Here is a 24,115-nt window from a genome sequence, read left to right as displayed (position 1 = left end):
AACCAGAAAACTAAATTTGTAACCATGCAAAAACATAATTTTAGCGCAGGACCATGCGTATTACCTCAAGAAGTATTACAAAAAGCATCACAAGCTTTATTAGATTTTGATAACGGATTATCCCTAATCGAAGTCTCGCATAGAAGTAAGTCCTTTGTTGATGTGATGGAACAAGCTAGAGCTTTAGCATTAGAGTTATTAGGCCTAGAAGGTAAAGGCTACAAAGCCTTATTTTTACAAGGTGGAGCAAGCATGCAATTTTTAATGGTCGCTCAAAATTTATTAGAAAAAAAAGCTTCCTATTTAAACACCGGAACTTGGGCAGACAAGGCTATTAAAGAAGCTAAAATTTACGCAGATATTGTAGAAGTAGCATCCTCTAAAGACGCTAACTATAATTATATTCCTAAAGGTTTTGATATTCCGGAAGATCATGATTATTTTCATTGTACATCCAACAACACTATTTTTGGAACACAAATGAAAAGTTTTCCTAAATCACCAATACCTTTAGTATGTGATATGAGTAGCGATATTTTTTCACGCTCATTAGACTTTTCTCAATTTGACTTAATTTACGCAGGAGCTCAAAAAAACATGGGACCAGCTGGTACAACCCTAATTGTTGTTAAAGAAGATATTTTAGGAAAAGTATCGCGTAAAATACCATCAATGTTAGACTATAAAGTACATATAGATAAAAGTAGTATGTTTAATACACCTCCTGTATTTGCAGTCTACACTTCTATGTTAACTTTACAATGGTTAAAGGATTTAGGTGGTATTAAAGCTATCGAAAAAGAGAATGACAAAAAAGCAAGATTAATGTATTCTGAAATTGATTTAAACCCATTATTTAAAGGTTTTGCAGCTAAAGAAGACAGATCAGACATGAACGCGACCTTTACATTAGTTAATGAAGATTTAAAAGAAACTTTTGACACCATGTGGAAAGAAGCTGGCGTTAGTGGATTAAATGGACATAGAAGCGTTGGAGGTTACAGAGCAAGCATGTATAACGCCTTATCTTTAGATAGCGTTAAAGTACTTGTTGAAGTAATGAGTGAATTAGAAAGTAAAGCATAAAATTATTGAAAATGAAAATATTAGCAAACGACGGAATTTCACAAAGCGGAATTGACGCTTTAGAAGCTGCAGGTTTTGAAGTTAACACAACAACAGTAGCCCAAGAGCAGTTAATTAATTACATAAACGATAAAGACATTAGTGTTTTACTAGTTAGAAGCGCTACAACTGCGAGAAAAGATCTAATCGACGCTTGTCCTAATCTTAAAATTATTGGACGTGGTGGTGTCGGGATGGATAACATAGATGTTGACTATGCCAAACAAAAAGGCTTACACGTTATAAATACACCAGCAGCATCATCGCAATCTGTTGCTGAGTTAGTTTTTGCTCACCTATATGGTGGAGTAAGATTTTTACACGACGCTAACAGAAACATGCCTTTAGATGGTGACACACAATTTAAAAAATTAAAGAAAAACTACGCTAAAGGAGTTGAGTTAAGAGGAAAAACGCTTGGTGTAATTGGATTTGGTCGTATAGGTCAAGAAGTTGCAAAAATTGGTTTAGGTGTTGGAATGAAAGTTATTGCTGCAGATAAATTTATAGAAGCTGCAGATGTTAGTGTTGACTTTTTTGATGGACAATCAGTAACATTTAATATTAAAACTGAAACAATGGAGGATGTTTTAAAACAATCAGACTTTGTTACACTTCACGTACCAGCACAAAAAGACTACGTTATAGGTAAACCTGAGTTTGATGTCATGAAAGATGGATCTGCTATAATCAATGCTGCAAGAGGTGGTGTTGTTAATGAAGTAGATTTAGTAAGTGCGCTTGAAAGCGGAAAACTAGCATTTGCAGGTTTGGATACGTTTCAAAACGAACCTACTCCAGCAGTACAATTATTAATGAATGGTAGAATTTCTTTAACGCCACACATTGGAGCTGCAACTAATGAAGCACAAGATAGAATTGGTACAGAGTTAGCTACACAAATTAAAAATATACTTTTAAACGGATAAATAACACATTTAAACGTTTACTTATTTAAAACGGAATTTATAAAAAGCCACATTGTTAAAATGTGGCTTTTTTTTGTACTTTTCAACTATCAAATCGTATTAACTATTAATTTTTATATAAAATGGCAGGAATTTTAGACCTATTAAACTCAGATTTAGGAAAAACAATTATCAGTGGTGTATCTGGATCAACAGGAACAGACCAAGACAGAACAGGAAGCGTTTTAACAATGGCTTTACCAGTATTAATGAAAGCAATGGAACGTAACGCTTCAACACCAGAAGGTGCAGAAGGACTTTTAGGAGCAATTAAAGGAAAGCACAATGGTAGCATATTAGATAATTTAGGAGACCTTTTTGGAGGTGGAGTAAATGAAGAAGTTGTTAATGATGGTGACAAAATTTTAGGTCATGTATTAGGTGCTAAAAGAGATGGTGTACAACAAGTAATAGGACAAAAATCTGGCTTAGATTCTGGATCAGTTGCAAACATATTAAAAGTAGCAGCTCCAATTTTAATGGGTGTTTTAGGAAAACAAGCAAGTCAAAACAACGTAAGCTCTACAAATGACTTAGGTGGTTTACTTGGTGGTTTACTTGGTGGAAACGAAACTAAAAACGAACAAAGCTTTCTAGAAAAAATATTAGATGCAGATGGTGATGGTAGCATTATCGACGATGTAGCAGGAATGGTACTTGGTGGATCTGAGAAAAAAGGAGGAATTGCTGGTTTATTAGGTGGTCTTTTTGGAAAATAAACCTTTCATTTTATAATTTATATAAAGCCAAACCTATGTTTGGCTTTTTTTTGTGACTTATATCAACTTATTTTTTTGTATTTTTAGGAAAAAGAAGCGCATGAAAAACATACTTTTATTTGCTCTATTATTAATGATAGCTTTTAGCTGTAACACCAATAAAGTTGCTAGCTCCAAAGATTTATCATTGGCTCAACCTGGTGATACTATTACCATATCAAGTGACAAAACAGAATATGATATTATTATTATAGAGCCAGGTTTTAATACTTGGTTGCAAACTATAGCTAAACCGGAAGGCTATTACACACAACAATATCTAGAAAACAAAAATGTAATGTATGTATCGGCCTGGAATAATCGCGCATTACAGCCACAACGCTACAACCCAAACTTATACGAACTCCAAATTGACTACCAATCTAACATAGATTATGGTTATGACGTAAATTATAAGTTGTATAATTATTTTGTTTATTTTCAAAACAGATATAAACAAAATCTTTTAGGTGGTCGTATTCCTCCTAATTAAAGCCTTTTCTATATCTTTGCAACGATAAAAATTGCAATGGAAAAATTTAAAAAACGTTGGGAAATCCAACAAAATTGGCAACTATTATTTCCTGTATTAGGATTTTTAGCACTAGCGTATTCTAGCTATAAGCTTGCTAATAAAATGATTGACAACAACATATTCTTAATTATTACTTGTACTATATTAACCACTTCAGTATTATTAAAGTTTGTATTATTTCTGTTTAAAAAACTAGAAAACAAGTGGGAAGTCACTTATAAATGGGAAATGATACGCATATTTATAGTATTTGCGGTTACTGGTAGCTCTTCTTTATTTGTAGGAAGACCAATAATATATTGGTTAGGAATTACTAAAGAAAACTTAAATATTGTGGTCTATTGGATTTTATATATTATCATTGGGCTAATTTTCTATCAAATAATGTTAGTCTTTTTTGGGTGGCTGTCAGGTCAACACAAATTCTTTTGGGAATTTGAAAAAAAGATGATAAGACGTTTTGGTTTAGGTAAATTCGTAGATTAATTGAAACAACAACAGCACATAGCATTTAAATATATAGCAATAGTTTTACTACTTGCTGTAATGCTACCTTCTGCTGTAAAGTTTACACATGTTTTTGAAAACCATAAACATGAAGTGTGTTTGGATAACATCACGTCTCACATGCATGAGACTGATGTAGAATGTGAATTTTACAAGTTTAAACTCAACACTCAGTATTATACATTTTTTGAAATTTCTTTTTTAAATATAGAAGATAATTTCTTAAAAATAAACAATACATTATATAACTTTAAGTATAATCATCAGCAATTATCGTACTCGCTTCGAGGTCCTCCTTTTTTAGTTTAACATAAGTTATTATTTAAACTAAATTTTTTTACAATGAAATATTATTTAATGGTTTTGTGCTGCTGTGTATTCAGTTGGGCACAAAGTCAAGATTGCAATGCTACTTTTTCAGGAGAAGTGCATGATTTTCATGATGGTACACCAATAGTAAATGCTACCATTTTTATTAAAAGCCTTAATAAGTATACCACTACGGACATTAATGGACGTTTTAATATAGATAATCTATGTAATTCTCTAATAGTTGTGGAGGTTAGCCATCTTGCATGCGAAACCAAAACAATAGACGTTAACATTGTTAACGATACCTTTATAGAAATTAACCTAGAGCATCATATAGAAGAGCTAAATGAGGTTAAAGTTACTGGTGCTTCTGGCATTAAACTGACTAAAACTGCACAAGAAACTCATTTAAAATCCGATGTTATTGATCGTTTTAGCTCACTTAATTTAGGTGATGCTTTAAAACAGATTAGTGGTGTATCTTCCATAAATACTGGTAATAGTATTGTTAAACCTGTAATTAACGGTTTACATAGTAGCAGAATTATTGTAATGACTAATGGTGTAAGGCTTCAGGATCAAGAATGGGGAATTGAACATGCACCAAATATAGATTTAAACACTGCTGGTAGCATCAACGTTATTAAAGGTGCCAATGCACTAGCTTATGGTGGTGATGCAATTGGAGGCGTAATCGTTTTAAAACCTTCTAACATCAGTTTAAAAGATTCACTTTACGGAAAAACAATAGTAAGTGGCAACACCAATGGTAGAGGTTATAATTTAAATACCTCATTAACAAAAACGTACAAAAAAGGTTGGTATTTAGGTGCACAGGCTTCTGTAAAACGTTCAGGCGATATGGAAGCACCAGATTATAGTTTAACCAATACTGGCTTGAACACTAAAGGTTTTTCTATTAATGGTGGTTTTAAAACTTTTGAAAAAGGCTTTAATGTATATTATAGTTATTTAGATAATGAAATAGCTATTTTAAGAGCAGCGCATATAGGTAACATTGAAGATTTAGTTAATGCGATTAACAATCCACAACCATTAGTAATTGAAGATTTTAGTTATGATATTAATGCGCCTAAACAGGACGTTACACATCATGTTTTTAAAACTGAATTTTTTAAACGTTTTAAAAAATTTGGACGTGTAGACATACAGTATGATTACCAAAACAATCATCGTTTTGAGTATGATATACGTGTTGGTGATGATAGAGATAAACCTGCTATAGATTTAACTCTAAAAACACATACTTTAAAAACTAGCGTGACGTTGGATTCTAAAAACAATATTTCTTATAATTTTGGAGTAAATGCTGGATATCAAAATAATTTTGCAGCAAATACAGGTGTTAGACGACTAATTCCGGATTATGACAAATATGATTTAGGAGCGTTTATTGTTACTGAGTTAAAATTAAATAATGACCTATCTATGGATTTTGGTTTACGTTATGATTTTAATCAAATTGATGCTAAAAAATACTACTTAACTAGTCGTTGGAATGAGCGTAACTATGATTCTGATTTTGGAAATATTGTGATTGACGATTTAGGTACACAATTACTGACTAATCCAGTTTTTAATTACCACAATGTTTCAGCATCAGCAGGTATTGCTTATCAATTAAATGAATATAATAGTTTTATATTTAATTATGGATTATCTAATCGTGCTCCTAACCCATCCGAGTTATTTAGTGATGGCTTACATCACTCGGCAGCTAGAATTGAATTAGGAGATTTACGTTTAAAACAAGAAACATCAAATCGTATTTCTGGTAGCTATAATTTTCAAAAAAACAAGTTATCATTAAACATTGAAGCTTTTTATAATTATATAAAAGATTACATTTTTATAGAGCCTACTGGAACAGAACAAACCATTCGTGGTGCCTTCCCAGTTTGGAGTTACAATCAAACAAATGCTGCTTTATATGGATTAGATCTTACTGCTAATTATAGCTTTAATGACCATTGGTTTTTAAATAATAAATCCTCAATCATAAAAGGAAAGGATGTTAGCCAAGATCAAGCGTTAATTGATATGCCTTCGTTTAAAACTGTAAATATCATAGGGTATTCTAATCCAAAATGGTTAGATCTTAAAACCGAATTACAAAGTGAGTGGGTTTTTAGACAAAATGATTACCCTAATAATAATTTTGAAGTATTTATACCAACTACAGAACAAATGGAATTGGTAGATGTTAGTACTACACCTCCAGCCTACCATTTGTTGCATTTACAAAGTAATATTACATTGGAAATGTCCAAGTCTACAGACTTAAATATTGGGCTAAATATTACAAATATTTTTAATACAAATTACCGAGAAAACCTTAATAGATTACGTTATTTTGCTGATGATGTAGGAAGGAATATAATGTTACAATTAAAATTAAACTATTAACATTTAAAACATTAACAATGAAAAATTTAACACTAAAAACAATTAAACAATTATCGCTATTATTTTTAATTTCAATAGCATTTACAGCGTGTTCAAGCGACGATGACAATACAAACAACCCAGAACCTGTTAATGAAGAGGAAGTAATTACAACCTTAACTGCTACACTTATACCTGTTGGTGGAGGTACAACTGTAACAATGCAAACACGTGATTTAGATGGTGACGGACCAAATGCTCCAGTAATAACAGTATCATCAGACTTAGTGGCCAACACTGTATATAATGGTAGTCTAGTTTTGTTAAACGAAACTGAATCTCCTGCTGAAGAAATAAATGAAGAAATTGAAGAAGAAAGTAATGACCACCAATTTTTTTATAATGTAACAAATAGCATTGCTACTTTTACTTACGAGGATTTTGATGATAACGGAAATCCTTTAGGTTTAGAGTTTACTTTAACTACAGCTGCTACAGCTATGAATGGAAATCTAACAATTACTTTACGTCATGAACCAAGCAAATCTGCTGTAGGTGTTAGCGATGGAGACATTACAAACGCAGGTGGAGAAACTGATGTGCAAGCTGTATTTCCTGTTGTAATACAATAATAGTTAACTAAGTTTACCACTATTTTTAATAAAAACATCCCGTAAATTACGGGATGTTTTTTGTTTTAAACTTAAATAGATTTAAAAAAAAATGTAACAAATGCCTTGTTTAAACCACTAATTAAAAAACAACTTAAACTATTATGAAAACAGCATTTTACTTACTATTATTAACCTTTGGGTCTTCTTTTTTAGGATATAGTCAAGATCAACCTTTAAGTCCCAATAACAATACAGCAGATACATCACTTGTCCAACCAGAATCATCTAATATGAACTGGTATATTGTCCAAGACACAGTTAAAGTACTTATTGGAAAAGTAAATACTCTAATTAAAAAAGACAAAAAAGAGCTTTACGTCGTTACTACTGTGGACATGATCCAAGCCACAACTAAATGGGTAGACACCACAATTGTATCTATTAAAAACTTTAAACCTATATACCACTCGTCATACAATCAGCAACGTGATATGGTATTACATTTTAACGCTAAGGTTACTGGTTATTATTTAGATAAAAAAACCGATACTAAAACAGCAATTAATGAAGCTACATCCAAGCCTTATTTTGACAGTAATTTTTACCCACAACTTATTAGGTTTTTACCGTTAACGGAAGGTTATCAAAATAGTATTGCCATTTTTGACTATAATCCTACTACTTCAACAGGTGTTATAACAGCTACTATTAAAAAAACTGAACAGGCAATATTAAACTTAAATGGTCAAGAAACTAAAGTTTGGAAAGTGCAAACAACAGACGACATCTCTAAAAATCAAACCATTAGCACTTACTATATTGATGTTACTACCAGAAAAATATTAAAACATGATATTGCTTTTAATGGTAGATTAATGACAATGGAAATAATTGATTAGCATTCTGCATCTTAATAAAAGACTAAGTAAATTTTAACTTGATATTATTTCTAAACCTAAAAGCAACTCAATAATTTTCAATACTTTTGTTAGGCAAACTTTTAAAAATTTCCGCTTGACGGTAAAACAAAAATATATTTCATGAAAAATACAGCTTTAACAGCAACTCACGAAGCCTTAAACGCAAAAATGGTTCCTTTTGCAGGTTACAACATGCCTGTACAATATGATGGTGTAAATATAGAACATGAAGCAGTTAGAAAAGACTGTGGTGTGTTTGACGTATCACATATGGGAGAGTTTTTAATTTCTGGTCCAAAAGCATTAGATTTAATACAAAGCGTAAGCAGTAATGATGCGTCTAAATTGACAATTGGTAAAGCACAATATGCGTGTTTACCAAATGACGATGGTGGAATTGTTGACGATTTAATTATTTACAAATTAAAAGAAGAGCAATATTTACTAGTCGTTAATGCTAGTAATATTGAAAAAGATTGGAATTGGATTACCTCTAAAAACACAGTTGGTGCTGACATGCGTGATTTGTCAGAGGATTACTCGTTATTAGCTATTCAAGGTCCTAATGCTGTATCAAAAATGCAAGCTTTATCAAGTCATGATTTATCTGCTATTAAGTTTTATAATTTTGAAGTTGGTGATTTTGCTGGAATTGATAATGTTATTATTTCTGCAACTGGATATACTGGTAGTGGTGGTTTTGAAATTTATTGTAAAAATGACGAGGTCAAACAAATCTGGGATAAAGTTACTGAAGCTGGTGCAAAACCAATTGGCTTAGCTGCTCGTGATACTTTACGTTTAGAAATGGGTTACTGCCTTTACGGAAATGATATAAATGACAGCACTTCTCCTATTGAAGCTGGTTTAGGTTGGGTAACAAAATTTACTAAAACCTTTACTAACAGTGATGCTTTAGAAGCACAAAAACGCAAAGGTGTAGATCGTAAATTAGTCGCTTTTGAATTAGACGAAAGAGGAATCCCTAGACAAGGCTATGACATTGTAGATGGACAAGGCAAAAAAATTGGTGAAGTTACTTCCGGAACCATGTCACCTATGCTTAATAAAGGTATTGGTTTAGGCTATGTACCAACGGTTTTTGCAGATGTAAACAGTAAAATAAATATACAAATACGTAAAAATGCAGTACCTGCAACTGTTGTAAAACTTCCGTTTTACAAAGTGTAATTATACTTTATGTTAGATTTTAACACAATAATAAACAACATCCATAATAACCTAAAAGACAACGTTGTTAAGGGTGTTGTTGCTTCATATATACCAGAATTATCAAAACAAGATGTCAATCAATTTGGCATTTACATGCAACACATGGACGGTCGATCGTTTAAGGTTGGTGATGCAGACGTCCCATTTTCTATACAAAGTATTTCTAAAGTTTTATCCTTATCCAAAGCGATTGCTTTTGAAAACAATGATATATGGAAGCGTGTGGATGTAGAACCGTCTGGAAACCCTTTTAATCATTTGTCTTTATTAGAGTTAGAAAATGGTATTCCTAGAAACCCTTTAATAAATGCAGGTGCCATAGTGGTTGCAGATATTTTATGCTCTAAGTTTGAAAATCCAAAAGCCGATTTTTTACAATTTGTACGTGATATTGCCAACGACCAAACTATTGATTATAATTATAAAGTTGCCGAGTCAGAGCGTAAAACGGGATATAACAATTATGCAGCAGCCAACCTTTTAAAATCTTTTAATAATTTAAATAATAATGTAGAGGATGTAATGGATTTTTACTTCCATCAATGTGCTCTAGAAATGACTTGCTCTCAATTGGCTAAAGCATTTTATTTATTTGCTAACAAAGGTAAATGCATAAATAATAAACAACATATTTCAAGTAGTCAAGCCAAACGTATAAATGCAATCATGCTAACTTGTGGTTTTTATGACGAGTCTGGTGAGTTTGCTTTTGAAGTTGGACTACCTGGTAAAAGTGGTGTTGGTGGTGGTATAGTTGCCTTACTACCTAACCATTTTATAATTTCTACTTGGTGTCCAGGTCTAAACGCTAAAGGTAATTCGTTAATTGGAATGCAAGCGTTAGAACAATTTACAACTCAGACCAATTTATCTATTTTCTAAACGTTATCCTTACTAATGAAAGAGATAAATAACAAACATCGCATACTAATTTTAGGTGCCAGTGGTTTTATCGGACAAGCTTTATACAAAGAGCTATGTGGCTATTTTAGAACCTTTGGGACCTATTGCAGAGACAATTTCGCCTTTAATAAAAACCAACATTACTTTCAATACAATATTGAAGAAGATGATATTTTTGAAATCCTAGATATCGTAAAACCTACCATTGTAATTTCTGCGATACGAGGTAATTTTTCGGCACAAATTATTGCTCACCAGCATATTACCGAGTACATTATAGCCAACAATAGTAAATTAATATTTTTATCATCAGCTAATGTTTTTGATGCCTATAGCAAATTTCCTAGCTATGAAAATGACAAAACATTAAGTCATAGTATGTATGGTCATTTTAAAATAAAAATAGAGAACATGCTATTGCGTTTACCAAAACAATATTATGCAATCATAAGACTACCAATGGTTTTTGGAGCGCAATCTCCAAGAATACAAGAGATTAAATTTCATATAAAAGAAAAATTACCTTTTGAAGTATTTCCTAATTTGATAATGAATGTCACCACAGATACAAAGGTCACACAACAAATTCATTATTTAATAAACCGAAATAAAAAAGGCATATTCCATTTAGGTAGTGAAGATTTAGTGCACCATGACGATTTTATTAAAGAAATTGTCGCGTCACTAAACATAAAAAACCCACTTTTAAAACAAGTGTACACAACCAATGACGACAGGTATTTAGCAGTCCTCTCTAAAGAAAATAAGCTACCTAAACATTTACAGTTATTAAGTCAAGAAATTTTAACAGAATTAGAAGTTTAATTTATTATTTTTAAATAAAAAATATGGCACTACTTACACAAACAGAAATAGAACAACGTCTACTTAGACTACCAGAATGGGAACATTATGATAATGCAATCCATGCAGAATTTGAATTTGAAAATTTTAAAGACTGTTTTAGCGCAATGAGCAGAATTGCTTTTGAGTGCGAAGCATTAAACCACCATCCTGAATGGACTAACGAATATAATGTACTTAAAATTACAATAACAACACATGATGCAGGTGGAGTTACAGATAAAGATTTTAAATTAGCCTTAGCAATTGAGCATATTGTTGAAGAGGAAGAGGACTAATACCACTTTATTCACATATTTTTTTAAATTTGTGATTCAATAAAATAATCTAGGTTTTCGCTACAGCGAAACTATAAAAACATATAATCATGGGAAGAGCTTTTGAATTTAGAAAAGCACGTAAAATGAAACGTTGGTCTGCAATGAGCAAGGCTTTTACACGCATTGGAAAAGACATTGTAATGGCTGTAAAAGAAGGTGGACCAGATCCAGCTAGTAACTCACGTTTACGTGCAGTTATACAAAATGCCAAAGCAGTAAACATGCCTAAGGACAATGTGGAGCGTGCTATTAAAAAAGCAAGTGACAAAAGTCAAGGTGATTTTAAAGAAGTAATTTTTGAAGGTTATGCACCTCATGGAATTGCTGTTTTAGTTGAAACTGCAACAGATAATAATACCAGAACTGTAGCTAACGTACGTAGTTATTTTAATAAATGTGATGGTAGTTTAGGTACATCAGGATCTGTAGTATTTATGTTTGACCATACTTGTAACTTTAGAGTTGCTGCTGAAGGTTTAGACCCTGAAGAATTAGAACTAGAGTTTATAGATTTTGGTGCAGAAGAAGTATTTGCAGATGACGATGGTATTTTAATTTACGCACCTTTTGAAAGTTTTGGAGCTATCCAAGCAGAACTTGAAAGACGTGAAATTGAAATCTTATCTTCTGGATTTGAACGCATACCACAAGTTACCAAAGCTTTAACACCAGAACAGGCTGCTGATGTAGAAAAATTATTAGAAAAATTAGATGATGATGATGATGTACAAAACGTATATCACACTATGGAAGAAACAGATAATGATGATGAGTAATCTAATCTTATAAGTATTAAAAAAGCGACCAATTGGTCGCTTTTTTAATTTTATTATGTGTCGTTTATATTACAACTCTAAAATTTGAGCTGCATGATCTTTAGTTTTAACCTTATCAATAACGTGGGCTACTACTCCATCTTCATTAATTAAAAACGTTTTTCGGTGGATACCATCATACTCTTTACCCATAAACTTTTTTAAACCCCAAACACCAAAAGCATTAATCACTTCTTTTTCTTCGTCTGCTAATAACGGAAACGGAAAACTGTATTTATTTTTAAAATTAGTCTGTCTTTTTTCAGAATCTGCACTTACTCCTAAAATCTCATAACCTTTATCTTGTAAGGCTTTATAATTATCGGTTAAATTACAAGCTTCTGCTGTACAACCAGGTGTACTAGCTTTTGGATAAAAGAAAACAATTAGTTTTTTTCCTTTATAATCGGATAATGACACAGGGTTTCCGTCTTGATCATTAACTGTAAAATTTGGTACTTTATCACCTTGTTTTAATGTATTCATAGTTGTAATTTTGGTTTCATTCAAAAATACAATTAATGACTAAGCAAGAAAAGGTAGATTTTGTTATAAATACGTTAAATAAGCTATATCCCGAAATCCCTGTACCATTAGATCATAAAGATCCCTACACTTTATTAGTTGCTGTTTTATTATCTGCACAATGTACTGATGTTAGAGTCAATCAAATCACACCTATATTGTTTGCAAAAGCAGATAATCCATACGATATGATTAAGTTGAGTGTGGAAGAAATTAAAGAAATAATCAGACCTTGTGGTTTATCACCAATGAAAAGTAAAGGTATATACGGATTATCAAAAATGCTAGTCGAAGACTACAATGGTGTTGTACCACAGTCTTTTGAAGCTTTAGAGACCTTTCCAGCAGTTGGTCACAAAACTGCAGGTGTAGTTATGAGTCAGGCATTTGGTGTTCCTGCATTTCCGGTTGACACGCACATACATAGATTAATGTATCGATGGAATTTAACTAATGGTAAAAGTGTGCAACAAACAGAAAAAGATGCCAAACGTTTATTCCCAGAACATACCTGGAATGATTTACATCTTCAAATAATATGGTATGGACGCGAGTATTCTCCTGCCAGAGGTTGGGATTTAGAAAAAGATATTATAACCAAGACTATTGGGAGAGCGTCTGTCCTAAAAGAATATGCGAAAAAGTAATATTAGCATAAAACTTGTTACTTTTTTAAAAAACAAATCTTTATGAGATCGACCATTATATGTATTCTTGTTATACTACTAACCTCTTGTATACCAACCAAAATAGCGCCTAAAATTGAAAGTTATAAGATTACAACAGGTAAAAAATTTAATAAAGCATTACCAAAATGGCAATCGTTTATTTTTGAAGATCCTAAAAACGCAAACGAATTTTATAATTATATAAACACAAAGTTTGAGCTAAACCATAATAATGTTGATAGTAATGTCAAGATTGTAATAAATAATACAGACTACTATTTATCTTTTTATGAAATAGCAAGGGATACTGAAACATTAAATTTAATTCCTATTGTAATAGATGGCAAGAGAAATCAAAACGGAAATGACGCCTTATTAAGTGAGGCGCATACTAGACAATCTAGTAAATATTACATTGCTTTAACTGTTTTTGATGATGATTTTAAAAATTGCCTTAAAGAAGATTATAAGCATCAAAAAGTTATAATACAATATTTAGAAGCTTTACGTAAACAATATTTGTCTATATATAACTACCAACAATTACTCTTAAAAAAAACGTCCTGAGACTATCAGGACGTTTCCAAGTTTAGTTTTGAAGTGCTTCAAACTTCAAATTTTTATAATTTATAACACTTAAAGCCTTGCTATAATTTAAGATAAAACTTATGGTTTCATCTTTAGGTTTTAGTTTAAAACCGTGTTTTTTTGGGGTATTAGAATGTTCAGAGTAAATTTTTGCCATGTATATTAGTTTAAGGTATAAACAAATAACGAGCAAAATTATACTTTATTGTATTTTAATTAGTCAATACTATATTGTGCTTTTCAATAACCTTTCTCATATTAATTAATGCATAGCGCATACGACCCAATGCAGTGTTAATACTAACACCTGTACGCTCTGATATTTCTTTAAAACTCATATCATTATACATACGCATTACTAATACTTCTTTTTGATCTTCTGGCAACTCGTCTATCAAACGTCTTACATCTGACTCAACTTGCTCTTTAACCATAACTTTTTCAGCATTTAAAGACGTATCACTAATAACAGAAAAGATATCAAAATCACCAGAATTATCAAATTTTGGCATTCTGTTATTTTTTCTAAAATGATCAATTACCAAATTATGTGCAATACGCATAACCCAAGGTAAAAACTTACCCTCTTCATTATATTTACCACGTTTTAAAGTACGAATGACTTTAATAAAGGTATCCTGAAAAATATCTTCAGCAATATCTCTATCAAATACTTTAGAATAAATAAAACTATAAATACGTTGTTTGTGTCTAGTAATCAATACTTCTAAAGCAGACTCGTCTCCTTTAATATAGTTACTAACAAGAATAGCATCTGTGATTGTTACTTTTTGCATAATCATTACTTTTTGGACACCAAAAAAAGGCTCTGGCTTGGGGTTTATAAAAAAAAAGTAATGTTGTAGTATAGGCAAAAATTAAGTTAGGTCATTGATATGCATCAAATATAACAACAATCATTCCGAAAAAGCAAAAAAAATCTAAAGTTTTAACATTTTATTGCACAATAATCTTTTTTACTAGATGATTAAGTTATGTTATCTTTGTAGTCAAGACGTAAAATGACTATGACAACACCGCTTTCTGAAGTAAATCCAAAAGAAAACATTATAATAAAAGGTGCTAAATTGCACAATCTTAAAAACATTGATGTTGTTATTCCGCGACGCAAATTAGTTGTTATAACGGGATTATCAGGATCTGGAAAGTCAAGTTTAGCTTTTGACACTTTGTATGCAGAGGGTCAACGACGTTATGTAGAAAGTTTAAGTAGTTATGCTAGACAATTTTTAGGACGATTAAATAAACCTAAAGTAGATTATATAAAAGGTATTGCTCCAGCTATTGCAATCGAGCAAAAAGTAAATAGTACCAATCCAAGATCAACCGTTGGAACAACAACCGAGATTTATGATTATTTAAAACTACTATTTGCCAGAGTTGGACGTACCTACTCGCCTATTTCAGGTCAAGAAGTAAAAAAAGATACGGTTACAGACGTTATTAACTACATAAAAGGTTTAGCCTTAAACCAAAAACTGTTGTTATTAGCTCCTATTGTTTTGGAGGAAGGTCGTGAGTTACAAGACAAATTAAGTGCTTTAAATGCACAAGGGTATGCTAGAATAAAAGTAAAAGATTCTGTAATAAGAATTGACGATGCTAAGGACTTAACGTCTATTAAAGATTTATTTTTAGTAGTAGACAGAATTGTTACTAAAGACGATGAGGATTTTTATAACAGACTAGCAGACGCTATACAAACTGCCTTTTTTGAAGGAAAAGGTAATTGTTATATCGAAACTCTTGCAGATAACACCAATCGTCATTTTAGTAATAAATTTGAATTGGATGGTTTACAGTTCCTGGAACCAAACGTGCATTTATTTAGTTTTAACAATCCTTATGGTGCTTGTCCAAAATGTGAAGGTTATGGTGATGTTATTGGTATTGATGATGATTTAGTTGTACCAAATACAGCACTTTCTGTTTATGAAAACGCTATTTTTCCTTGGCGTGGTGACAGCATGAGTTGGTACAAAGATCAATTGGTAAACAATTCTCATAAATTTGATTTCCCAATACATAAGCCATATTTTCAATTAAGTCCAGAACATAAAGCTTTAATTTGGGAAGGAAACCAATATTTTGAAGGTTTAAATAGCTTTTTTGCCGAGTTAGAAAGCAAAGCATATAAGATTCAAAATCGTGTAATGCTCTCTCGATACAGAGGTAAAACACAATGTAAAGTCTGTCATGGTAAACGCTTAAGACCAGAAACAAACTATATAAAAGTTGGTAATGCAACTTTAACGGAATTAGTAGAATTACCGCTAAGTAAATTAGCAATATTTTTTGAAACTATAACATTAAATGAATATGATGCAAAAATTGCAGAACGTCTATTAGTAGAAATTAAAAACAGACTTAGCTTTTTACATAATGTAGGTTTAGATTATTTAACTTTAAATCGAAAGTCCAACACACTTTCTGGTGGAGAAAGCCAACGTATTAATCTAGCCACTTCATTAGGAAGTAGTTTAGTCGGATCCATGTATATTTTAGACGAGCCTAGTATTGGTTTGCATCCAAAAGACTCGGAACGTTTAATACAGGTTTTAAAACAACTTCGTGATTTAGGAAATACTGTAATTGTGGTAGAGCATGATGAAGATATCATGAAGGAAGCCGACCAAATAATAGATATTGGTCCAGAAGCTGGGACTTTAGGAGGTCAAGTTGTTGCTGTTGGTACGTATGCTGATATTTTAAAATCAACATCATTAACTGCACAATATTTAAACGAAACTTTAAAAATTGAAGTACCTAAAACACGTCGAACTAGCAAGTACAGCATAGACATTATTGGAGCTAGAGAAAACAATTTAAAAAACATAGATGTGTCTTTTCCATTAGAAATGCTAACGGTTATTACTGGAGTTTCTGGAAGTGGAAAAAGTACTTTGGTTAAAAAAATATTATTTCCTGCCATACAAAAACACTTAACTGGCTTTAGTGATAAAGCGGGACAGTTTAGTGAGTTAAAAGGAAACTATAGTATAATAAAAAATATAGAGTTTATTGATCAAAACCCTATTGGACGATCCTCTAGATCTAATCCTGTGACATACGTTAAAGCCTATGATGATATTAGAGCGTTGTATGCTAAACAAAAACTTAGTACTATACGCAATTACGCTGCTAAACACTTTAGTTTTAATGTGGATGGTGGACGTTGTGAAACTTGTAAGGGAGAAGGTGAAGTAACTATCGAAATGCAATTTATGGCTGATGTCCATTTAGAATGTGAAACTTGTAAAGGGAAGCGTTTTAAAAAAGAAGTATTAGAAGTTACTTTTGCAGATAAAAATATTGATGATATTTTAAATCTAACTATCGATGACGCTATTGACTTTTTTGATAAAAACGGAGTCTCTAAGATTAAAAACAAACTACAACCTTTACAAGACGTAGGTTTAGGTTATGTTGCCTTAGGACAAAGCAGCTCTACCCTATCTGGTGGTGAAGCCCAACGTATAAAGTTAGCAACCTTTTTAGGCAAAGGAATTACTAAAGAAAAAATGTTGTTTATTTTTGACGAGCCTACTACTGGTTTACATTTTCATGACATACAAAAATTATTAAAATCCTTTTATGCGCTAATAGCAAAAGGACATTCTATTATTGTTGTGGAGCATAATTTAGAACTTATTAAATGTGCAGATCACATTATAGATTTAGGACCTGAAGGTGGAGAAAATGGTGGTCATTTGGTTGCTTTTGGTACTCCAGAAGACGTTATTAAAGTTAAAAACAGTGTGACTGCTAAGTATTTAAAAGACAAGTTATAACCGTTTTAGTATTTTATTTTTATTTAATAAGACAAAAACGAAATAAAACCTAAGACCAAAAAAGCAATAGGTACTAACACTACTAAAAAAACTAAAGACACAATTCCGCTTTTTAAAATACTGTAAAATAAACGTTGATTATAAAACTGTTTAACAGCGATTACTAGATATATAAATGTGGACAAGGCTATTAAAAAGTCTATCCAATTAGGTACATCAATAATAAAATTACTGATTAATAAAATACTAAACACTGTAAAAATAAAGGCGAAAAAGTAAAAAGAAAACACCAAATGGTAAGCATATCGTCCTTTTTTCCAAAAAAATAATTTCAAAAAGAAAGCAAAAATTGGTAATAAAATAAATAATGCTATTGGTGTTGTATTTATCATGGACATCCAAATCGTACCAGCTTTTCTATCCTGATGAAACTTTAAAAGTCTAGGATATAACATCCTATCAAACCATCCTGGATTATCATCCATTCCCATAGCTATGTAAATAGATTCCTTTGACGCTCCAACAGTTAATAATGAGTCTATTTTTTGACTCTCGTACCCAAACAAAACGTTATTACTTGATTTAATTTCTTTTTGATTTACAATAGAATCTATCTGTTTATCTGTCATTCCAGACAGCAACTTATTACTATTTAACGTGGCTCTAATTTCACTTCTTTCAATAGAGTCCATTTCTTTTCTTTCAATTTCATTTAAAACTTTAGTTGATTGCGCTTTAAAATCTTCATTTAAATCTTCTTCTACTTTATTCATTTGAAAGGAAAACAAAAAGAAAAACACAAACGTAACAAATAAATATAATTGTGCAGGATGCAAATAAGATAGACGTTTACCTTCAATAAATCTTTTAGGCAAAAATCCTGGTTTACTCATTAAAGGAATAAAACTCTTTAAAAATTTAGAATCCCACAGCAGATAATTATTTAAGGTATTGTAAAATAAAATTCCAAGTGTTAATTCCTCTTTATCTTTCATTCCACAATGTGGACAAAATGGGAATCCTGATTTAAAATCGCTATCACAATTTTTACACTTGGTATACTTTAAGGACATTAGTTAGTAGTTTTTATAAAAGTAAATATTTTAATCAACTATATACTTTTCAATATATAATTAAATTAAAATAAACTAAAAAAACGTCTTGTACATGCAGTAAAATCAATGCATAACAACTTTGGCACAGCTATTGAAACTACTTAATCAAAATAGCGAATGCCGAAACGCTTAATTAGTAGGCATAATATCAGATATCATTTGAAATGATTATAATAAAAAGTCCTTTTTCCCTTTCTACTTCGTAAGAAAAAGAAAACATAACTAAGGCTATGTTTGATTTTTATTACTTGTATAAAGACAAAAATCAAAATTTTATTTCATAATAATTTCAAACAATAACTGATACAATCTAAATCCTTAATACTATGAAAAAACTAGTACTATTATTTACAGGTATGTTAATTGGATTAACGACTGTAACAGCAGAAGCTAAATCTGCATCGCAAGGTGAAGATTTAGTATTAAACAGAAATTATTACGCACAACCAATCTTGTTTACAGAACGTGGTGTGGAATTTTTAATTTTTCCTGACGGAAGTTTTGATTTTAACACAGCAATAAATCACACGCAAGGAGACTATTATTACAGACGCACTAATACCAATACAAAACGAAGAGCATTAAATGTTACAAATGGTGCTCCAGGTACACAAGTAACTTATAATAACCCTAGAGATAGAGGTATGATAATAACACATGATCGTGATGGTAAAGTTAGACGCATAGGTAATGTATTTTTAAATTATAACAGGAGTGGTCAAATTAAACGTTTAGGATCTGTTTACATTAGTTACAACCGTCAAGGTTTAGTTAGTCAAATTGGAAGTATGCGTTTATACTACAGTAGACAAGGACAATTAATTAAAACTATTGGTCAAGTTAATAGAAGTAATTCTAATCATTATATAGGTCAAACTAATAATGATCATTATCAATACCAAACTAGTAATAATAATGATACAATGTATTACAGACAAACTGTCGATACACAACCTACTCAGCTAAAAAAATAGGTAGTAAATCTAATTTATTAATATTATTTAAAGCCATAAACTTTTGTTTATGGCTTTTTTTTTATCCCCTTTAATAAATTAAAAAACAACCTTAATCCCTTGTGAATATTGAGTTTTTTGTTTTTGGCACGATGCTTGTATTTATGTAAGTGTTCAATCTTAAAACAAATAATTATGAAACAAGTATTCCTATTATTATCAGCAATTCTCCTTAGTGGGTTTTCTGTTAATGCAGACACAAACACAACGATAGATAATGGTGTGACTAATAACTCTTATGTCAAAGGTTATGGTAATTCTTTCATTTTTACTGAAGCAGGAATTGAGTTTTCTATTTATGCAGATGGTCAATTTGACTTTTATATGCCTAGTTATGGACCTCAAGTTAGTGTAGAAATTAATAATAGAAACACAAATATTAGCTTTAATACAGGATATGATTATGGCGCATATGTACAATATGACGAGTTTGGAGCTGTTATTCAAGTTGAAAACACACCTATTTATTATGACTACTACGGTCGTGTTAATCAAGTAGGAAATGTTTATATTAACTACAATAACAGAGGTTACATTAGTCGTGTTGGAGGATTATATGTACACTACAACCGCTACAATCGTTATTCTCATAGTACTGGCTTTATAAATATTTACAACAGAGCTTATGTTTACAGACCTTGGCACGCATATTATGTTATTCCGCCAGTAAACTACTGTGTACTTTATACAACACCATATAGAAGACATTATACACCAATTAGATATAGATACGACAGACCTTACGTTAATAATTACAGACGTACTACTGCTGTAGCAAGTCGAAGAGGTAATACGATTTCAAGAAATAGAGCTTTAGCCTCTAGAACAGAAGGAAGAGCACCAAGAGCTACCACTACACCTCGAAATAGAAACAATAGGGCTACAACTGCAACACCAAGAACAAGAGGTAATGCAACAACATCTAGACCTAGAACAAATAATACTGTAAATACTAAACCTAAAACAAGAGGTAATACGGTTAACACAAAAACTAGAGACAATAAAGTGATTACAGCAACACCTAGAACTAGAGGTAACACTACAAGTGTACCTAGAACTAGAGGAAATCAAACAACAACCTCTAAACCTAGAACCAGAACTAATACTAAAGTAAATACAAGAACAAATAGAAGTAATACGCAGGTTAATAAACGTACAACTTCTAAACCTAGAACTACGACTTCAAGAAGTACATCGTCAAGACAAAATACTGATTCGTCAAGAAGAAGCACTAGATCTAGAAATTAGAAAAGACTATTAACTAGTCGATTGAATAGAATTCCTACTAAGGTTGTTTGCCCTAAAGCAACTTTAAGTAGGTTTTTTTTATGGAATAAAGCGATTTAATATTTTTGAAATATCTTCTGATAAATTAAATTTAAAAACAGTCAATCCATAGATTATAATTAAAATTAACGTTTTAGCGACAATGCTAATAATGGGATTAAAATTAAATTCCAAAAAAAACAAACTTAAACCACAAATCAATATTAGTAGTGTTGTTTTTATGGTAGCCAATGTAAACGGTTGAATTTTAAATTTTTTATACACAAACAATAGTTTGATAGTATTGTATGTAAAAATAGTAATACAACTTGCGTATGCAGCTCCATTTATTCCATACAACGGAATAAAAACAAGGTTTAAAACTACGGTTAGTATAGCTAAAAAAATCCCAAAGACTAGCACTACCCTATAATAATCGCTATTAAAAAGTATGGCATTATTATTTCCAATAAGGTTGTCTGATAGTTTAGCAAGACCAATCACTAAAACAACCAAAAAGCCTTCGCTATAATTTTCCGGAATTAAAAGATATAACTTATTGATATTTATTATAATACATAAAAATATAAATCCGCTAATAATAAATAAGTTAATAGAACTTTTTTGATAAAGTGTTTTAAGTTCAGCCTTGTGACCTTCATTTAAAAGCTTAGAGGTTAAAGGGTTTGCTATTTGATGCATTGCTCTAGCAGGAACACCTATAACCGTAGCAATATAAATAGCTACACCATAATAGGCAACATTATTAAGCGCCTGAAACTGACCAAGCATAAACTTATCTATCTCTAATATTATATTAGCCACAGAGCCTGCGATTATAATTAAAGCAGAATATTTTAAAATACTTCCAACATTAGGGATTTTAGTTAATTTAAAAACTGGCATCCTAAGACTAAAAGCATATAGTTTCATAATTAAGGCTCTGACAATATATGTAATAACAATCCCATAAATTAATTGATCTACATTTAGGTAACCAAAATAAAGACTTAACAGCAGCAACATGGTAACAAATCGGTGAAACACCTCACTCATAAAATTACCAAATACGCTTTGTAACTGCACCTTACTCCAGGCGTAAAACACTTCAAAATAGGCAAAAGCTGCTGCACAAATGTATATTAACCAAGTATAGTCCTTTATAATAGCATTTTCTTTAGATAGCCAATTGGCAATCAAATCATAAGCAAAATGCGTAATTAATCCTAACGGAACTATTAGAAGTAATGGTAAAAGCAACATTAAACTTAAAAAGCTATTTTGTGATTGTCTGGTTTTAAACGAAGAATAAAACTTAACAATTGTATTATGCACGCCAAAAGCCATAAAAGGCATTAAAATACTGGCTGTAGACAAGATAAAAGTGATTAAACCAAAATAAGCTTCGCTAACAAATTGAGTATATAAAAATATAACGTTAACAGCACCAATACCAAACCCAAAATAAGTTATAATAGTATTTTTAATAGATTGATTAACGACTATTCCCATATATTTTATACCATTTATATTTTAGGACTGATTAATCAAATCTGCTAACTTTTTTGTTAACTGTTGTCTTGAGTAACCTTGTAATCCTATTGGATTAGTCTTTAAATTATTTTCAGTGTAAGCTTTATAATACTGCTTAATACTATTTTTTAAAGCATCATAATCATCATAATTAAAAAATTGACCAGTATTAGTTTTTGTAATAATTGAAGCTACATCTGCACCTTTTGGTCCAATAGCAACAATTGGTCTATTAGCAACCATATACTCAAATAATTTACCAGGAATAATTGCTTTTGTATCTTCCGAGTTTATTTCAATCAACAATAACAATTGTGATTTTTTTTGAAACTCAATAGCTTTATTGTGAGATACATATCCAACATAATTTAAACTACCACTTAAACCATGTGTTTTTATAGATAGTATAACATCTTTGCCTACTTCTCCAATTAAATTCAACTGAAAATCCTGTGCAAATCTAGTATCCTCAATCATCAATTCGCTAAGCACTTTCCAAAGTACTTCTGGATTTCGTTTAGATAATAACGACCCAATATGTGACAATGTAAACTTTTTATCTAAGGTATTTACAACTACTTTTTCGTTATCATAACCATTGGTAATTACATGGATAGGTTGACTTGTAATACCCTCAAATTCGGTTTTAGTACTTGGGCTAGTTACAATAATTTTGTCAGCATTATTAATCACTTTTTTTTCTAATGCCTTATGTTTATTTTTAGAAGCTTTAGTTAATTTTAGTTGCTTGTGATAACCTATTGTAGTCCATGGATCTCTAAAATCTGCAATCCAATTGACACTATGGTTTTCTTTTAATTTTAAACCAATTAAATGTAAACTATGTGGTGGTCCAGACGTTATAATTGTATCAATATTAAAATCTAAAATGTAAGTAGATAAGTAGTTGTACGACGGTTTTACCCAGTTTTTTCTGGCATCAGGAATAAAAAAATTACCTCTAACAAACAACATTAAACGCTCCATAAGGCTTTGTTTGCTTTTTTCAGCAATAATCCCTTTACTAATCGTTTTACTTTTTTTAGAAAACAATTGTGCCAATTTGTAAGGCTCCTTTATTGGTTGCTTAAGCACTGTAACACTTGGATTAACTTCACTTTGCAAAGTCGCATCTATAATTGGATAATTAGCATTGGATGGACAGTATACAACAGGCTCTATATTAAAATCTGGTAAATATTTTACAAATTTTAACCAACGCTGTACACCTGGTCCTCCTGCAGGAGGCCAATAATACGTAATAATTAGCACCTTTTTTTTATCCATAATGTAACGCTTTCGCGGAAATTGAGCC

25 protein-coding genes are annotated in these 24,115 nt (G+C 31.2%); 19 read left to right on the top strand and 6 right to left on the bottom strand.

The genetic code is table 11. The annotated features are described in order from the left end of the window. The first annotated feature begins 24 nt into the window (after positions 1-24). The 14 genes from serC (at position 25) to B2989_RS04995 (ending at position 12,241) form a co-directional block, all read left to right on the top strand. On the top strand, positions 25-1,086 hold the full coding sequence (gene serC / locus B2989_RS05060) for a 3-phosphoserine/phosphohydroxythreonine transaminase (RefSeq protein WP_145001787.1): 1,062 nt from the start codon (positions 25-27) through the stop codon (positions 1,084-1,086). An 11-nt stretch (positions 1,087-1,097) separates the two neighbouring features. Continuing rightward, entirely contained in the window at positions 1,098-2,054 is a 957-nt protein-coding gene (locus tag B2989_RS05055) for a D-2-hydroxyacid dehydrogenase (RefSeq protein WP_292945095.1), read from the top strand. Between the two features lie 122 nt (positions 2,055-2,176). Beyond that, positions 2,177-2,812 (top strand): DUF937 domain-containing protein, encoded by a 636-nt coding sequence (locus tag B2989_RS05050; RefSeq protein WP_292945092.1) that lies wholly within the window; start codon positions 2,177-2,179, stop codon positions 2,810-2,812. 100 nt (positions 2,813-2,912) lie between these two features. Next, the gene (locus B2989_RS05045) at positions 2,913-3,344 is read left to right on the top strand and encodes a DUF6146 family protein (protein ID WP_292945090.1); all 432 of its coding nucleotides are present in this window, start codon (positions 2,913-2,915) and stop codon (positions 3,342-3,344) included. A 36-nt stretch (positions 3,345-3,380) separates the two neighbouring features. Beyond that, positions 3,381-3,872, top strand: coding sequence for a DUF6787 family protein (locus B2989_RS05040; RefSeq protein ID WP_292945087.1), 492 nt, complete (start codon positions 3,381-3,383; stop codon positions 3,870-3,872). Beyond that, entirely contained in the window at positions 3,873-4,202 is a 330-nt protein-coding gene (locus B2989_RS05035) for a hypothetical protein (protein ID WP_292945084.1), read from the top strand. A 33-nt stretch (positions 4,203-4,235) separates the two neighbouring features. Continuing rightward, positions 4,236-6,632 carry a TonB-dependent receptor gene (locus tag B2989_RS05030; protein ID WP_292945081.1) on the top strand — a complete coding sequence of 799 codons (2,397 nt, stop codon included), beginning with the start codon at positions 4,236-4,238 and terminating at the stop codon, positions 6,630-6,632. 17 nt (positions 6,633-6,649) lie between these two features. After that, entirely contained in the window at positions 6,650-7,243 is a 594-nt protein-coding gene (locus tag B2989_RS05025) for a type 1 periplasmic binding fold superfamily protein (RefSeq protein ID WP_292945078.1), read from the top strand. A 143-nt stretch (positions 7,244-7,386) separates the two neighbouring features. Then, complete coding sequence (locus tag B2989_RS05020; protein ID WP_292945075.1) at positions 7,387-8,124, top strand: hypothetical protein; 738 nt, start codon at positions 7,387-7,389, stop codon at positions 8,122-8,124. A 141-nt stretch (positions 8,125-8,265) separates the two neighbouring features. Beyond that, positions 8,266-9,336: a glycine cleavage system aminomethyltransferase GcvT gene (gene gcvT, locus B2989_RS05015; protein ID WP_292945072.1), complete on the top strand. Its 1,071-nt coding sequence runs from the start codon at positions 8,266-8,268 to the stop codon at positions 9,334-9,336. A gap of 9 nt (positions 9,337-9,345) precedes the next feature. After that, complete coding sequence (locus B2989_RS05010) at positions 9,346-10,260, top strand: glutaminase (protein ID WP_292945069.1); 915 nt, start codon at positions 9,346-9,348, stop codon at positions 10,258-10,260. Between the two features lie 15 nt (positions 10,261-10,275). Next, on the top strand, positions 10,276-11,106 hold the full coding sequence (locus B2989_RS05005; RefSeq protein WP_292945066.1) for a sugar nucleotide-binding protein: 831 nt from the start codon (positions 10,276-10,278) through the stop codon (positions 11,104-11,106). A gap of 23 nt (positions 11,107-11,129) precedes the next feature. Beyond that, the gene (locus B2989_RS05000) at positions 11,130-11,423 is read left to right on the top strand and encodes a 4a-hydroxytetrahydrobiopterin dehydratase (protein ID WP_028282044.1); all 294 of its coding nucleotides are present in this window, start codon (positions 11,130-11,132) and stop codon (positions 11,421-11,423) included. 89 nt (positions 11,424-11,512) lie between these two features. Then, complete coding sequence (locus tag B2989_RS04995) at positions 11,513-12,241, top strand: YebC/PmpR family DNA-binding transcriptional regulator (protein ID WP_028282043.1); 729 nt, start codon at positions 11,513-11,515, stop codon at positions 12,239-12,241. A gap of 69 nt (positions 12,242-12,310) precedes the next feature. On the opposite strand, the gene bcp is transcribed toward B2989_RS04995, so the two are convergent. After that, on the bottom strand, positions 12,311-12,766 hold the full coding sequence (gene bcp, locus B2989_RS04990) for a thioredoxin-dependent thiol peroxidase (protein WP_292945061.1): 456 nt from the start codon (positions 12,764-12,766) through the stop codon (positions 12,311-12,313). 35 nt (positions 12,767-12,801) lie between these two features. Between bcp and B2989_RS04985 the strand changes: the two genes are divergently transcribed. Continuing rightward, positions 12,802-13,452, top strand: coding sequence for an endonuclease III domain-containing protein (locus B2989_RS04985; RefSeq protein WP_292945058.1), 651 nt, complete (start codon positions 12,802-12,804; stop codon positions 13,450-13,452). Between the two features lie 42 nt (positions 13,453-13,494). Continuing rightward, positions 13,495-14,040 (top strand): hypothetical protein, encoded by a 546-nt coding sequence (locus B2989_RS04980; RefSeq protein ID WP_292945055.1) that lies wholly within the window; start codon positions 13,495-13,497, stop codon positions 14,038-14,040. Positions 14,041-14,062: 22 nt separating this feature from the next. On the opposite strand, the gene B2989_RS04975 is transcribed toward B2989_RS04980, so the two are convergent. Together B2989_RS04975 and B2989_RS04970 are read right to left on the bottom strand one after the other, a co-directional pair. After that, complete coding sequence (locus B2989_RS04975; protein WP_186439184.1) at positions 14,063-14,218, bottom strand: hypothetical protein; 156 nt, start codon at positions 14,216-14,218, stop codon at positions 14,063-14,065. A 55-nt stretch (positions 14,219-14,273) separates the two neighbouring features. Continuing rightward, entirely contained in the window at positions 14,274-14,858 is a 585-nt protein-coding gene (locus B2989_RS04970) for an RNA polymerase sigma factor (RefSeq protein WP_028282040.1), read from the bottom strand. A gap of 231 nt (positions 14,859-15,089) precedes the next feature. On the opposite strand from B2989_RS04970, the gene uvrA reads away from it, so the two are divergent. Further along, a complete protein-coding gene (uvrA, locus tag B2989_RS04965; protein WP_292945046.1) occupies positions 15,090-17,873 on the top strand; it encodes an excinuclease ABC subunit UvrA in 2,784 nt (927 codons plus the stop codon). 23 nt (positions 17,874-17,896) lie between these two features. On the opposite strand, the gene B2989_RS04960 is transcribed toward uvrA, so the two are convergent. Continuing rightward, positions 17,897-18,946, bottom strand: coding sequence for a DUF3667 domain-containing protein (locus tag B2989_RS04960; RefSeq protein ID WP_292945043.1), 1,050 nt, complete (start codon positions 18,944-18,946; stop codon positions 17,897-17,899). 368 nt (positions 18,947-19,314) lie between these two features. Between B2989_RS04960 and B2989_RS04955 the strand changes: the two genes are divergently transcribed. Together B2989_RS04955 and B2989_RS04950 are read left to right on the top strand one after the other, a co-directional pair. Then, positions 19,315-19,962 carry a hypothetical protein gene (locus B2989_RS04955; protein WP_292945040.1) on the top strand — a complete coding sequence of 216 codons (648 nt, stop codon included), beginning with the start codon at positions 19,315-19,317 and terminating at the stop codon, positions 19,960-19,962. A gap of 174 nt (positions 19,963-20,136) precedes the next feature. Continuing rightward, a complete protein-coding gene (locus B2989_RS04950; protein WP_292945037.1) occupies positions 20,137-21,249 on the top strand; it encodes a hypothetical protein in 1,113 nt (370 codons plus the stop codon). A 78-nt stretch (positions 21,250-21,327) separates the two neighbouring features. On the opposite strand, the gene B2989_RS04945 is transcribed toward B2989_RS04950, so the two are convergent. Beyond that, positions 21,328-22,779 carry a polysaccharide biosynthesis C-terminal domain-containing protein gene (locus tag B2989_RS04945; protein ID WP_292945034.1) on the bottom strand — a complete coding sequence of 484 codons (1,452 nt, stop codon included), beginning with the start codon at positions 22,777-22,779 and terminating at the stop codon, positions 21,328-21,330. A 21-nt stretch (positions 22,780-22,800) separates the two neighbouring features. Beyond that, on the bottom strand, positions 22,801-24,087 hold the full coding sequence (locus B2989_RS04940) for a glycosyltransferase family 4 protein (RefSeq protein ID WP_292945031.1): 1,287 nt from the start codon (positions 24,085-24,087) through the stop codon (positions 22,801-22,803). Positions 24,088-24,115 lie beyond the last annotated feature (28 nt).

Source organism: Olleya sp. UBA1516, assembly GCF_002323495.1.
In the GTDB taxonomy this organism is placed as follows: Bacteria; Bacteroidota; Bacteroidia; order Flavobacteriales; family Flavobacteriaceae; genus Olleya.
This window is presented reverse-complemented; position numbering and strand designations above follow the sequence as displayed.